This is a genomic window from Frankia alni ACN14a (genome assembly GCF_000058485.1).
GTDB lineage: Bacteria > Actinomycetota > Actinomycetes > Frankiales > Frankiaceae > Frankia > Frankia alni.
Genome location: NC_008278.1, coordinates 4735781 through 4749321 on the forward strand (window position 1 = coordinate 4735781; position 13541 = coordinate 4749321).

The 13541-nt window shown below is 72.0% G+C and carries 12 protein-coding genes; all 12 read left to right on the forward strand.

From position 1 onward, the window contains the following. Window positions 1-339: 339 nt before the first annotated feature. The 12 genes from FRAAL_RS19065 (at window position 340) to FRAAL_RS19125 (ending at window position 13519) form a co-directional block, all read left to right on the forward strand. Window positions 340-1632 (forward strand): bifunctional o-acetylhomoserine/o-acetylserine sulfhydrylase, encoded by a 1293-nt coding sequence (locus tag FRAAL_RS19065; RefSeq protein ID WP_011605484.1) that lies wholly within the window; start codon window positions 340-342, stop codon window positions 1630-1632. 109 nt (window positions 1633-1741) lie between these two features. Then, window positions 1742-2887, forward strand: a complete 1146-nt coding sequence (gene metX, locus FRAAL_RS19070; RefSeq protein WP_050997411.1) for a homoserine O-acetyltransferase MetX — start codon at window positions 1742-1744, stop codon at window positions 2885-2887. A gap of 57 nt (window positions 2888-2944) precedes the next feature. Next, entirely contained in the window at window positions 2945-3856 is a 912-nt protein-coding gene (locus FRAAL_RS19075; RefSeq protein WP_011605486.1) for a MurR/RpiR family transcriptional regulator, read from the forward strand. 285 nt (window positions 3857-4141) lie between these two features. Continuing rightward, entirely contained in the window at window positions 4142-5335 is a 1194-nt protein-coding gene (locus FRAAL_RS19080) for an ABC transporter ATP-binding protein (protein WP_083867024.1), read from the forward strand. Window positions 5336-5432: 97 nt separating this feature from the next. Then, window positions 5433-6815 carry an ABC transporter substrate-binding protein gene (locus FRAAL_RS19085; protein ID WP_011605488.1) on the forward strand — a complete coding sequence of 461 codons (1383 nt, stop codon included), beginning with the start codon at window positions 5433-5435 and terminating at the stop codon, window positions 6813-6815. Further along, entirely contained in the window at window positions 6812-7753 is a 942-nt protein-coding gene (locus FRAAL_RS19090; protein ID WP_011605489.1) for a metallophosphoesterase, read from the forward strand. Before FRAAL_RS19085 ends, FRAAL_RS19090 begins: the two co-directional genes overlap by 4 nt. Window positions 7754-7865: 112 nt before the next feature. After that, window positions 7866-8846, forward strand: a complete 981-nt coding sequence (locus FRAAL_RS19095) for a carbohydrate ABC transporter permease (RefSeq protein ID WP_083866850.1) — start codon at window positions 7866-7868, stop codon at window positions 8844-8846. 84 nt (window positions 8847-8930) lie between these two features. Then, window positions 8931-9752: a carbohydrate ABC transporter permease gene (locus FRAAL_RS19100; RefSeq protein ID WP_011605491.1), complete on the forward strand. Its 822-nt coding sequence runs from the start codon at window positions 8931-8933 to the stop codon at window positions 9750-9752. An 85-nt stretch (window positions 9753-9837) separates the two neighbouring features. Further along, on the forward strand, window positions 9838-10782 hold the full coding sequence (locus FRAAL_RS19105; protein ID WP_011605492.1) for a GNAT family N-acetyltransferase: 945 nt from the start codon (window positions 9838-9840) through the stop codon (window positions 10780-10782). A gap of 343 nt (window positions 10783-11125) precedes the next feature. Further along, window positions 11126-12583: a zeta toxin family protein gene (locus FRAAL_RS31900; RefSeq protein WP_157734300.1), complete on the forward strand. Its 1458-nt coding sequence runs from the start codon at window positions 11126-11128 to the stop codon at window positions 12581-12583. Further along, window positions 12576-12779 (forward strand): hypothetical protein, encoded by a 204-nt coding sequence (locus tag FRAAL_RS19120; protein ID WP_011605494.1) that lies wholly within the window; start codon window positions 12576-12578, stop codon window positions 12777-12779. The genes FRAAL_RS31900 and FRAAL_RS19120 overlap by 8 nt, the downstream gene beginning before the upstream one ends. A gap of 260 nt (window positions 12780-13039) precedes the next feature. Then, on the forward strand, window positions 13040-13519 hold the full coding sequence (locus tag FRAAL_RS19125) for a nuclear transport factor 2 family protein (protein ID WP_011605495.1): 480 nt from the start codon (window positions 13040-13042) through the stop codon (window positions 13517-13519). Window positions 13520-13541: the final 22 nt, after the last annotated feature.

The window sequence follows — 13541 nt, forward strand, 5'->3', positions numbered from 1 at the left end:
GCTGACCGGGCTGTTTCGTCGCGACCGTTCGTCGGCATCCCGTCCACCGACCCCGGGCGCGCCGGCGCCGGTGACCGGCCCGGCCGACGTCCCGCCACGGGCCGCGGCACGCTCAGGCCACGTCCGCGTCACAACCACGTCACGTCCCTTGGTGGTGGACGGCGGCCCGGCGAGCCCGGCATCCTGCCGCCCGCACCCGCAACTGTCGCCCCATCACAGCGCAGCCCTCACCACGGCGCAGCCCTCACCACGGCGCAGCCACACCACAGCGCAGCCACACCACAGCGCAGCCCTCACCACAGCGCAGCCACACCACACCGACACGGGGAGAGTCACCCAATGAGTGCCGAGAGCTGGTCGTTCGAAACCCAGCAGATCCACGCGGGCGCGCAGCCCGACCCGGCGACCGGCGCCAGGGCGGTGCCGATCTACCAGACGACGAGCTACGTCTTCCGCGACACCGACCACGCGGCCGCCCTGTTCGCCCTCGGCGAGCCCGGCAACATCTACACCCGGATCATGAACCCGACGCAGGACGTGTTCGAGCAGCGCATCTCCACGCTGGAGGGCGGCGTCGGGGCGCTGGCGACCGCGTCCGGACAGGCCGCCGAGACGCTGGCGATCCTCAACCTCGCCGAGTCCGGCGACCACGTGGTGTCCTCGTCCAGTCTGTACGGCGGGACGTACAACCTGTTCCACTACACGCTGCCGAAGCTCGGCATCGAGGTCACCTTCGTCGCGGACCCGGACGATCTGGAGCAGTGGCGCGACGCCGTCCGCCCGAACACGAAGGCTTTCTACGGCGAGACGATCGGCAACCCGCGCGGCGACATCCTCGACACCGCCGGGGTGTCCGAGGTCGCCCACGCCCACGGCATCCCGCTCATCGTCGACAACACGCTGGCCACCCCGTACCTGTACCGCCCCCTGGAGCACGGCGCGGACATCGTCGTGCACTCGGCGACGAAGTTCATCGGCGGCCACGGCACGGCGATCGGCGGTGTCATCGTCGACGGCGGCCGGTTCGACTTCGGCGCGTCCGGCCGCTTCGCGAACTTCACCACGCCCGACCCGAGCTACCACGGGCTGGTCTACTGGGAGGCGCTCGGCCACGGTTCCTACATCGCCAAGGCCCGCGTGCAGCTCCTGCGCGACATCGGCGCCTCGATCTCGCCGTTCAACTCGTTCCTGCTGCTGCAGGGGCTGGAGACGCTGTCGCTGCGGGTCGAGCGGCACACCGCGAACGCCCAGCGGGTGGCCGAGTGGCTCGAGGCGCGCGACGAGGTGAGCTGGGTGGCCTACCCCGGGCTGCCGTCGTCGAAGTGGTACGACCGGGCGCAGCGGGTGCTGCCCCGCGGCGCGGGGGCCATCCTGTCGTTCGGCATCGCCGGCGGGGCCGCGGCCGGGCGGAAGTTCGTCGAGGGGGTCGAGCTGTTCAGCCACCTGGCCAACGTCGGCGACGCGCGCTCACTGATCATCCATCCGGCGACGACGACGCACTCCCAGCTCACCGAAGCCGAGCAGGCCGCGACCGGGGTCACCCCCGACCTGATCCGGCTGTCGGTCGGCATCGAGGGGATCGACGACATCCTCGCCGACCTCGACGCGGGGTTCCGTGCGGCCAAGAGCTGAGCCGACAGGCGCCGGTCCGGCCGCCGCGCCGACCGGACCGGCGTCGCAGACGGCCTCCCCCGACGGGGCGACCCTCGACCCCCGTGACGGGACGCCGCAGGACGACCGGATGCTGGCCGTGTCCGGCGCGTGGCGGGCGGGGGTCGACCCGGTCGGGCGGCGCCGCTTCGCCGAGCTGCCCGGCCCGCTGCGCCTGGAGCGCGGCGGCGCGCTGGCGGGCGTGCGGGTGGCGTACGAGACCTGGGGCCGGCTGGACGCCGACGCCGGCAACGCGGTGCTCGTGCTGCACGCCCTCACCGGGGACAGCCACGCGGCCGGTCCCGCCGAACCGGGCCATCCGAGCGCGGGCTGGTGGGATGGGCTGATCGGGCCGGGCCGCGCGCTCGACACCGACCGGCTGTTCGTCGTCAGCCCCAACGTCCTGGGCGGCTGCCAGGGCACGACCGGTCCGGCCACGACCGCGCCGGACGGCCGCCCCTGGGGCGGGCGCTGGCCCGAGATCACCATCGCCGACCAGGTCGCCGCCGAGGTGGCGGTCGCCGACGCCCTGGGCGTGCGGCGCTGGGCGGCCGTCGTCGGCGGGTCGATGGGCGGGATGCGGGCGCTGGAGTGGGCCGTCGGCCATCCGGACCGGGTCGGGCGGGTCGTGGTGCTGGCCTGCGGCGCCACCGCGACGGCGGAACAGATCGGGCTGTACGCGGTGCAGGTTCGCGCGATCACCGATGATCCGGGCTGGCACGGCGGCGACTACTACCGCCTGCCGACGGGGCAGAGACTGACCGCGGAAACGGGGAGAGGGCCGGACGCGGGGACGGGGCCCGCCGCGGGGATGGGCCTGGCCCGCCGGATGGCCCAGATCAGCTACCGCAGCGAGGAGGAGCTGGAGGATCGCTTCGCCGCCCGGACCCGCGCGGACGGCCAGTTCGAGGTGGCCTCCTACCTCGACCACCACGCCGGAAAGCTGGCCCGCCGGTTCGATGCCGGCAGCTACGTCACCCTGACCCGGGCGATGATGACGCAGGACGTCGGGCGGGGCCGCGGGGGGTTCGCCGCGGCGCTGCGCGCCTGCCCGGTGCCGTTCACCGTCGCGGGCGTCGACTCCGACCGGCTCTACCCGCTGCGGCTGCAGCAGGACATCGCCACGCTCACCGGCGTCCCGCTGCGCGTCGTGCACTCCCGCAGCGGCCACGACGGCTTCCTCACCGAGACCGACCAGGTCGCCGCGCTCGTCCACGAGGCCCTCGGCGCGATCTGAACCGGCAGCCCGGGAGGGTCACCCGGCTCGTCACCTTCAGCGTGTAAGACCTCCATCATGGCGACTCCCTTCACCGGGCCGGCCGGTGCAGTCCGTCCGGGCGGGCTGTTCGCGGCCATCCGCGCAACGCTGCCGAGCCTCGTGCCGAGCGAGCAGCGGGTGGCCGAGGTGTGTCTGGCCCGTCCGGGGGAGGTGGTGGAGTGGTCCGCGGCCCAGCTCGCGGAGGCGGCGGGGACCTCGGCGGCCACCGTGGTCCGGGCCTGCCAGTCGCTGGGCTTCCGCGGGTTCCAGCACTTCCGGGTGGAGCTGGCCCGGGAGGCGGGGGCGGCGGCGCTGCGCGGCGAGGTCGGCCGCGCCGGCGCCGGGGATCCGGTCGAGCGCCTGGTCGACACCGTGTTCGAGGCGGCTGCGAAGGTGCTCGCCGACGCGTTGGGGCCGCTGGACCGCGCCAGCCTCACCCCGGCGGTCGACCTGCTGGACTCCGCCGGGCGGCTGCTCATCGTCGGCAACGGCGGCTCGGGACCCGTCGCCCAGGACGCGGCGCTGCGCTTCCTCAGCATCGGCCGCCCCGCGGAGGCGCCGGGTGACTCGATCATCCAGGAGATTGCGGCCCGACTGCTCGCGCCCACCGACGTCTGCCTGGTCATCACCTCCTCCGGCGCGAACGAGCCGACGCTGCGCGCCGCCGAGGCCGCCCGCAGCGCCGGCGCCCCGGTCATCGGGATCACCAGCTACACGTCGGGCCCGCTGGCCGAGATCGCCGACATCACCCTCGTCATCGGCACGCCCGACTGGCCGGTCGGCACGGACACGATCGCCAGCCGGCTGGCGTCCCTGCTGCTGCTCAACGCGCTGCAACTCGCCGTCGGGCTGCGCCGGGAGAACGACCCGCAACGAGCGTCGTCCCTGGTCCCGGACGTCCTCGGCCACTCGGTGCGGGCCGAGCCGGCAGGTCCGCCGGAGCCGTAGGGGGCCGAGCACGGCGACGGGCCCAGGCAGCGATGGACACCTGGCCGCAGGTACACATTCCACCGATCTTCTCACTGTCCGTAGCAGGCAAGGGCGGCACCGTCAGCGCCGTGACCAGGTCGAATCGTGCCCCTCTCGCCAGACGCCAGGCCGAACCGTTGCGATAAGTGACCACCGTCCGTTTCCCGTCCGTCGAAGACCGTTCATCTCGGTGTTCGACGCTGCCCAGGTAACAGGAAACCGGGAGCTGTCCTGCTTCCGGAACGGACGTTACCTGGAGTGCTGGTGGCAGAGATCCGGATCGAGGGCCTGACGAGGACCTTCGGCGATGTCCGCGCCGTGGATGACATCTCCCTCGAGGTGGCCGACGGCGACTTCCTCGTGCTGCTGGGCCCGAGCGGGTGCGGGAAGACGACGCTGCTGCGGATGATCGCGGGCCTGCTGGAGCCGAGCGAGGGCCGCATCCTGCTCGGCGAGCGCGACATCACCCACCTGCCGGCCCGCCAGCGTGACCTCGCGATGGTCTTCCAGAGCTACGCGCTCTACCCGCACCTGTCCGTCGAACGCAACATCGGTTTCCCGCTGCGGGCCGCCCGCGTGCCCCGGGCCGAGATCCGCCGCCGCGTCCGCGAGGTCGCCGGGCAGCTCGAACTCGACCACCTGCTCGCCCGCCGACCCCGCGAGCTGTCCGGCGGTCAGCGCCAGCGGGTCGCCCTCGGCCGCGCGCTGGTCCGCGACCCGCAGGCGTTCCTCATGGACGAGCCGCTGTCCAACCTCGACGCCAAGCTGCGCACCGCCACCCGCACCGAGCTCACCGCCCTGCACCGCCGGCTCGGGCGCACCTTCGTCTACGTCACCCACGACCAGGTGGAGGCGATGTCGATGGCCACCCGGGTGGCGCTGCTCAGCGGCGGCCGGGTGGAGCAGGTCGGCACGCCGACGGAGGTGTACGACACCCCGGCGTCCGTGTTCGTCGCGGGCTTCCTCGGCGCGCCGCCGATGAACCTGCTGGCGGCCCGCATCGAGGCGGCCGGCCCGATGCTGACGGTGCAGGCCCCGGGCCTGCGCCTCCCGCTGTGGCCGGGCACGGCGCCGCAGCGCGAGGTGACCCTCGGCATCCGCCCGGAAAGCCTGCGTCGGATCCCGGCCGGCAACCCCACCGCCGAGCACCACCCGGACGCGGAGATCGACGGTGTCGTCACCGCGATCGAGAACCTGGGCAGCGAGGAGGTGGCCTGGTGCGACGTGCACGGGCAGGCGTTGGCGCTGCGCGGGCCGCGGCCGATCGGACTCGCGATCGGTGACCGGACCCGCCTCGGCGTCGACCCGGCCCGCGTCCACCTGTTCGACCGGGCCAGCGGGCGTCGCCTGACCTGGCAGCAGCCGACCGACCAGCCGACGGTGACGGCCGCCGTCGCCGCCGGGACGCCGGTACTCCCCGATCCGACCACCGCGACTCCGGCCGCCGCCGGCGTCTGACCCGCCGCATCCGAGCCACCCGCCACACCCGAGCCACCCGCCACACCCGAGCCACCCGCCACACCCGAGCCAGGACCCAATCGATCCCCCAGGGAGCATGACCGTGGCCCGACCACGCCTGCTGCGTGCCGCAGCCGGCCTCGTGCTGATCGCCGCGCTGGCCTCCGCGTGCGCGACCTCCTCGTCGACGCCGTCCAGCGCGAACGCCGGTGCCGGCGCGACCGCGACGATCCCCGAACTCGCCGCCGACCAGAAGGTCTCCATCGTCTTCGAGAGCTACAACCTCACCAGCACGGGCACCTGGAAGCCGATCATCGAGGGGCTGCTGCGCGACTTCCAGGCCGCGCATCCCAACATCACCGTCAAGGGCCAGCCGCCGCAGAGCACCACGAACGGCGACTACGTCACCAGCGTCAAGAACCAGGTGCTCGCGGGCAGCCCGCCCGACGTCGCCCAGGTCACGTTCGACGCGCTGCGGTTCGCCGCCGGCAGCCTCGGCGCCCAGCCCCTGGACACCCTGGTCGGACGGGACGCCGTGCAGGCCAACTTCGGCGGCGCCCACCCGTTCGCCCCCACCGCGCGCACCCTCGGCGACGTCAACGGCAGGACCTACGCGGTGCCCTACGTCTTCTCCACCCCGGTGCTCTGGCTGAACAGGACGCTGTTCACCCAGGCCGGGCTGGATCCGGCCAACCCGCCGAAGACCTGGGCCGACGTCAGGACCGCCGCCCTCGCCATCAAGGCCAGGACCGGCAGGGACGGCATCGTCGTCGACTGCCTGACGAAGGCCGCCGTCTGGTGCTTCCAGAGCCTGGTCCGATCCTCGGGGGGTCGGGTGATGTCCGCGGACGGCCGGACCCTGTCGTTCGGCGACGCGCCGGCCGTCGCGGCGGTGTCGACCGCGGCCGACCTGGCCCACAGCGGCGCCATGCCCAACCTGGACCAGCAGCAGGCGTTCAAGGCGTTCAGCGGCGGGCAGCTCGGGATGATCCTGGAGACCAGCGCCGTGCAGGGGCTGTTCATGGCCGGGGCCAGGGCGAACAACTGGGAGCTCGGCGCCTCGCAGGAGCCGTCGTTCGGGTCGAAGCCGGTCGTCCCCACCAACTCGGGCTCCGGCCTGGCCGTCTTCAGCAAGGACCCGGCCAAGCAGCGCGCCGCCTGGGAACTGATCAAGTTCCTCACCAGCGACCACGCCTACACCCAGATCTCCTCGAAGATCGGCTACCTGCCGCTGCGCACCGGGCTCATCGACGACCCGAACGGCCTGCAGGCGTGGGCGAAGGCGAACCCGCTCATCAGGCCCAACCTCGACCAGCTCACCCGGCTGCAGCCGTGGGAGTCCTTCCCCGGCGACAACTACCTGCAGATCAGCGACACGATGATGTCCGCGGTCGAGGGCGCCGTCTTCGGCGGCAAGGACCCCGCCGCCACGATGGCCGCCGCGCAGAAGCAGGCCACCACCCTCCTGCCGCCCAAGTGACCCCGACGGACCTGCTCGCCACGTCCGCGGAAGGGACGCCCGTGCTCTCCCTGCCCGCCTCGAACGCCCCCACGCCCACCCACACCCTGATCCAGATCAGCGACACCCACATCGTCCGACCGGGCGAGCTGCTGTACGACAAGGTCGACACCCACGCCGTGCTGGCGGCCGTCCTCGCCCAGCTCGAGGCGTCCCCGCTGCGGATCGGCGTCCTGCTGCTCACCGGCGACCTGGCCGACAGCGGCGATCCGCTGGCCTACCGGCGGCTGCGGGAACTGGTGGAGCCGGTCGCCGCCCGGATGGGGGTGCCGGTCCTCTACGGGATGGGCAACCACGACGCGCGTGGCCCGTTCCGGGCGGGGCTGCTCGGCGTGGAGCCGACCACCGAGCCCTACGACTACACGCACTGGGTCGACGACCTGCGGGTCGTCGTGCTCGACAGCACCGAGCCGGGCCAGCACGGCGGTCTCCTCAGCACCGCCCAACTGGGCTGGCTCGCCGACGAGCTGGCCACCCCGGCGCCCGCCGGGACGGTGCTCGCCCTGCACCACCCGCCCGTGCCCTCCCCGATCGCCGCGGTGAACACGCTGCTGCTCGCCGAGCCGGAACGCCTCGCGGCCGTCCTCGCCGGCAGCGACGTGAAGATCGTGCTGACCGGGCATGCTCATCACGCGTCGGCGGGCGTGCTCGGCGGGGTCCCGGTGTGGGTGGCGGGTGCCACCGCCTACCGGGCCCAGGTGGTGGGGCCCGCCGACCGGATGACGGGGCTGGTGGGCGGCGAGTACACCCGGGTCGACGTCTACCCGACCGGCGCGGTGGCCACCACGGTGCCGATCGGCCCCGCCGACGTGCTCTACGACATGAGCCTGGACGATCTCACCCGCCACGCCGCCGAGTACACCGCCCACGCGGCCCAGGCCACCCACGCCGCCCTCTAACAGCCCAGCGAGAACAGCCCAGCGAGCGCGCGGGAGCGCGTAGCCCCGTGCGTGGCCCGGTCGGGCCCCGCACGGGGGTGGCGTCCGTCTGCCGGAGAGGAAGTTCCAGACCGTGTTTGTCGAAGTCGCGCCGTCCGGCGCCGCGAGGATCTCCGGCGGCGGTGGGGCCGCGGTGGCGCTCCCGGCCCGGCGGATCCAGGCGGCCCGCCCGCCGCTCGCCCGGCGGGCGCTCGGCGCCCTGCCGCCCTATCTCTACCTGCTGCCGGGCCTGGCCTGCCTGGTGCTGTGGACGTACAAACCGATCGTCGAGGCCGTCCAGCTCTCCTTCTACCACTGGAACCTGCTGCCCACCTCGCCGCGGACCTACGTCGGGCTCGAGAACTACCGGCGGGTGTTCACCCTCCCCCAGTTGCGCGGCGCCGCCACGAACACGCTCTGGTACATGCTCGGCCTGATCCCCTTCTCGATCATCCTGCCCACCGCCGTCGCCCTGGGAATCCGGAACCTGGGCGGCCGCTCGCGGTCGACGTACCGTGCACTGATCTTCCTGCCGATGCTCATGGCGCCGGTCGCCACGGCCGCGGTGTGGCGCTGGCTGCTGGACCCCAAGGGAATCGTCAACCACGCGCTCGGACTCGGCTCCTACAACTGGCTGCGGGAGGAGCGGACGGCGCTGCTTTCCATCCTCGCCATCTGTGCCTGGCAGATCCTCGGTTTCGCCACCCTCGTCGTCTCGGCCGGCCTGACCGGCATCAGCGCCGACTACGCCGAGGCGGCCGAGATGGACGGCGCCTCCCGCTGGCAGGTGACCCGCTGGGTGACGTTGCCGCTGCTGCGCTCGACGCTGCTGTTCATGCTGCTCATGACGGTGCTGCTGTCCGGCCAGTGGACGTTTCCGCTCCTCGACGTGCTCACCCAGGGCGGGCCCGCGGACTCCTCCACGAACGTCTACTACCTGCTCTGGGAGTACGGCTTCCGCAGCCTCGACTCCGGTCTCGCCTCGGCCGCCGGCATCGCGTTCTTCGCCATCTTCGCCGTCGTCGCCGCAATTCTGGTGAAACTCGCCGACCGCTACAGCTTCGCCGACAACTGAGCGGCGCCGCGCCGCCCCGACCAACGCCCGTCCGCCGCCCCGACCGACACCCGTCTGCCCCGCCGAGCCGAGGACACGAACACGATGAGCAGCGTGCGGACATCCCGCCTGCGGGCCGCGACCAGCCATTCCATGCTCGCCCTGGTGAGCCTGATCAGCCTCTTCCCGGTGTACTGGATGTTCGCGAGCTCGTTCCGCCGCCGCGGCGACACCTTCGACCAGTCGTTGCTGCCCTGGCCGCTGAGCCTCGGTAACTACCGGCAGGTCTTCGACAGCCTGGACGTCGTGGGCCTGCTCGGCAACACCCTCGTCATCGCCGTCGTCACCGCCGCCGGCCAGCTCGTCGTCTGCCTGCTCGCCGGGTACGCCTTCGCCGCCTGGGAGTTTCGCGGCCGGACGGTGCTGTTCATGGCGTTCGTGGCGACGTGGCTCATCCCGTTCCAGGTGACGATGATCTCCAACTATCTGGTGCTGTCGAACCTGGGCCTGCTGAACACGCTCGCGGGCGTCATCGTGCCGAACCTGTGCTCGGCGCTGGCCGTGCTCATGCTCCGCCAGCACATGCAGGCGTTTCCGCGGGAGCTGCTCGACGCGGCCCGCATCGACGGACGCGGGTCGTGGACGACGCTGTGGACGGTGGTCGTGCCGAACCTCCGCCCGGCGTTGGCGTCGCTGTCGATCCTGCTGTTCATCTCCGCCTGGAACGAGTACTTCTGGCCCGCGCTCGTGCTTCAGCGCGCGAACTCGGTGATCCAGCTCGGCATCCGCGGCTTCCTCACCCAGGAGGGCGACGACTGGGGCGCGGTGATGGCCGCCTCGGGCCTGGCCTGCCTGCCGGTGTTCGCGCTGTACCTCGCCATGCAGCGCCAGGTCATCGACGCCTTCGTCCGCTCCGGGCTGCGCTGAGAACGCCCGGGATCCGCAACGCCCGAAGACCGGAACGCTCGAAAACCTGTGGTGGGCCCGGACGGACTACCGCCATGCTGGCGCCATGCCTGGCACACCCCCCGACTGGACCATGCCGACACTTGCCGGCGGCAGCGTGCGGCTGGAACCGATGCACGCCGGCCACGTCGACGGTCTGGTCCGCGCCGCCACCGAGAACCGGCGGACCTACGGCTTCACCGACGTCCCGGCGACCCCGGAGGCGATGGCCCGGTACGTGGCGACGGCCATCGCGGAACGCGAGCGCGGCCTGGCGGTCCCGTTCGTGCTCCGGGAGCGGCCCGCCGGCCCCGGCACCGCGGGTACCGGCGGCGCCGATTCCGGCAGCGCTGATTCCGGCAGCGCTGATTCCGGCAGCGCTGATTCCGGTAGCGCTGATTCCGGTAGCGCCGGCCGGATCGTGGGCGCCACCCGTTTCCTCGACCTCGGCTTCTGGCGGCCGGCGACGAACCCTGCCGGCGCGAACCCGGCCGGCGCGGACCCGACCGACGGGGCGGAGCGAACGACCTCGTTCCACTGGGCGACGACCTCGGACGGAACCACGGCCGCCCACACCTCGATCACCACCACGACCACCACGACCACCACGACGACGACCGTCACGTCGACGACCCCGGCCGGCGGCGCGGCTGCGGCGAGACCCGCCGGGGCGCCGCCGTCGTCGGACGAGCTGCCGTCGGTGGCGGAGATCGGCTGGACGTGGCTGGCGGCGTCGGCGCAACGCACCGCGGTCAACACCGAGGCGAAGCTGCTGCTTCTCGGCCACGCCTTCGACGCGTGGGCCGCGCTGCGGGTGTGCCTGAAGACCGACGCACGCAACGCCCGCTCCCGCGCGGCGATCGAACGGCTCGGCGCCCGCTTCGAGGGCATCCGCCGCGCCCACGTACTCGCCTCCGACGGCACGGCCCGCGACTCGGCCTACTACTCGATCGTCCGCGCCGAGTGGCCCGTCGTACGAGCCGCCCTGATCGCCCGGCTGACACGCCCCTGATCCCGCAACCCCGGCACCCACCCTTACTGGGGACTACCGAGTGTAGTCAATATCCCACGGAAGGACCGCCTCCCTCCCCGGGGAGGGAGGCGGTTGGACCGGTGCTGTCAGCAGATCGCCACCAGTCGTGTGCACCATCGACGGCCGGCCAGCACTCGGTCCACACAAAGATCGAGGATGCCGCCGAGCAGGAGTTTCCGCGATCCTCGAGCCCCGAGGCGCCCCTCGAATCCCGGTATTCCTCCCGCAGATCCACACAGCCGGCCGGCGCCCGACCCGATGGGCGTGAATGCTTCACGTCCAATGGCGACCGGAGTTACGCAACGGAGTCGCCACCGAGTCTTTGAAGATCGACGACTACGAAGATGACGGTATCGGTTTCTCCGTGCCGCCAAAAGAGTTATGGTCTCCCGGTTGCATCAATGGGCTGATGCTTGCCCCGGGGGAAATGCATGACACTTCCATACTCGGCCAGACCGCCGCGATGACTCCCGCCGAGATCCACCGCGCCGAAAACGCCGCTGAACAGGTAGAGACGGGCGACGCGCCACGTACCCGCGACCAGGACAGGCGCCTGCAGCTCGACCGCAAACTCAGCCTCCTCGATCCGGCTCGTGCGGCCGCTCGTCCAGCCGGTGACGGGCAGCCTGACCAGGCCGCCGCACCAGAGGAGACAACGGAGCGCGGCAATCGAACGCCCGGCGGCGAAAAGCGGCCGCCCGGCAAACATTCAACCGGCGAGAATGCGGACATCGAATCCCGCGGCGGGGCGCCCCCCGCCCAGAGAGACTCGTCCGGCCGCGGAGAGTACTCCGGGACCGCAGCGTCGACCCACACCGATGCCCGTGCCGACACCACACCCCGGGCGCCGACCGAGAGAGCGACGGCCCCGGATGCCCGATCAGCGGTGCGATGGGCGGCACGAGAGGCACCACCAGCACTGGAGCGCGACGATCCGCGCCTGACGCCGCGGGACACCGACAACAGTCCGGAACGCCTCGCACTGCGACAGAAGATCGTGACGGATCTCCTGGGCGACGTCCAGCCCCCGGAACGGGGTCGGCCCGCCCTCTACCTGCTGGGTGGCGGTGGAGGATCCGGCAAGAGCCGGTTGGCCGCGGGACTCACCGAGAAGACCATCCTGCCGGCGGAGAACGTGGTGCGCCTGGACCCCGACGACGTCAAGAGGCGCATTCCGGAGTTCGAGGAGATCAGAAAGCTGCGTGATCCGCGCGCTGCGGACGTCGTCCACGAGGAGAGCAGCACGCTCACCAGGCAGGCATTCGCCGAGGCGCTGGACCGCGGGGTCGACATCATCTTCGACAGCGTTCTCGCCGACGCGGAGAAGGGGATCGCCCGTATCGACGCCGCGAAGGCGCGCGGATACCAGGTTCACCTCTATGGCGCGATCGCGGACGTGGAGACCGCCATCCAACGCGCGATGGCCCGAGGCGAGGAGACCGGCCGGTACGTACCGGTCGACCGGCTCCTCGCGGCGCACCGCGGATTCGCGGAGGCCTTCGACCGGTACATCGACCGCGTGGACACCGCCGTCCTCTTCGACACGAACGGCGACGAGAAGGTCATCGCAGTGAAGGAGCTCGGCGGGGAGTTCACGATCGTCGATCAGACCGGCTGGCAGAACTTTCTTCGCAAGCGGGACATCAACCCGGCCGCCACCGGTCCAGCCTCGTTGTACGGCGACGCCGGTCCGCACTCCACGGCAGCTCATGACCAGCCGCCCCGGGACATCGCAGTCGCGGAACCGAAGACCGTCGTGGAAGGAGATGACCATGCCTGACGAGGAGACCGACGAAGAGTACCAGGCCCGCCTGGACCGTGAGCACAACGAGAAAATTCGGGGATTCACGAAGTTCTCGCCGGAGACCGTCGAGAAGATCCGGGAGCAGGAACGCCAGCAGGACGAGGACGAGCGGCGGCGGCTCTTCGGCGACGACGAACCGGCGGTGTGGATCGACCGTTACATCGACCCGTGACGGGCCCCGCCGGGCGCGGGCCCGACTCCCGCGCGGCCAGCGGACGGGCGCGCCTGCACGGTGATGCACCATCCCGTTCGTCGACCACCCGGTTCGCAGCAGATCCCCACGTCGCCCGGCGTGCCCGTGAGGCGCCGGTGGTGCAAGGTGGAGATGCCGCGTGAGCGGGGACGTTCAGGGTGAACGCGTCGAAGGGATGTGCAGGTGCGCATGGCGTGGATCAACGATGACACGATCGCGGGACCGTCGACGGTGGCCGCATGACCGCCCAGGGTTCCACGGGTCGGCTGCTGGCCAGGCTCGTGTCGTCGGTACCGGCCACCATCAGCCCGGCGGACGCTCGTGCGCGGATCGCCGCGTACTACGCCAGCTACGCGGCGGGTGACGTCGCGGGCCGCGAGGCGCTGTTCAGCGACGACTGCCTCGTGGAGGATCCGGCCGGGTACGTCGTCGCCCGCGGTGCCGACGCCCTGCACCGGTTCTTCGTCGAGGGCATCCCCCCGGACTGGTCGGTCTCGTTCCGGCTCGACCGCGTCGCGGTGGTCGGCAACGAGGCGGTGGCCACGACGCTGTCGGTGATCGACGCCGGCGCCCGAGGCGGGCTCGAGAACGTCGTGACGACGCACTTCGTGTTCGACGACGCCGGTCTCATCCGCAGCCTGCGCACCTTCTTCGACGCCGACTCGATGAACGATCCCCCGACGAGCGGCCTCTCGGGGAGCGTCCCCTCGGCGAACTGACCCCGCACGCGGCGAGGCCGGG

Coding starts and splice junctions, on each gene's coding strand:
- FRAAL_RS19120 (WP_011605494.1), top strand. CDS start 12,576: ATGCCTGACGAGGAGACCGACGAAGAGTACCAGGCCCGCCTGGACCGT.
- FRAAL_RS19100 (WP_011605491.1), top strand. CDS start 8,931: ATGAGCAGCGTGCGGACATCCCGCCTGCGGGCCGCGACCAGCCATTCC.
- FRAAL_RS19125 (WP_011605495.1), top strand. CDS start 13,040: ATGACCGCCCAGGGTTCCACGGGTCGGCTGCTGGCCAGGCTCGTGTCG.
- FRAAL_RS19105 (WP_011605492.1), top strand. CDS start 9,838: ATGCCTGGCACACCCCCCGACTGGACCATGCCGACACTTGCCGGCGGC.
- FRAAL_RS19065 (WP_011605484.1), top strand. CDS start 340: ATGAGTGCCGAGAGCTGGTCGTTCGAAACCCAGCAGATCCACGCGGGC.
- FRAAL_RS19075 (WP_011605486.1), top strand. CDS start 2,945: ATGGCGACTCCCTTCACCGGGCCGGCCGGTGCAGTCCGTCCGGGCGGG.
- FRAAL_RS19085 (WP_011605488.1), top strand. CDS start 5,433: ATGACCGTGGCCCGACCACGCCTGCTGCGTGCCGCAGCCGGCCTCGTG.
- metX (WP_050997411.1), top strand. CDS start 1,742: ATGCTGGCCGTGTCCGGCGCGTGGCGGGCGGGGGTCGACCCGGTCGGG.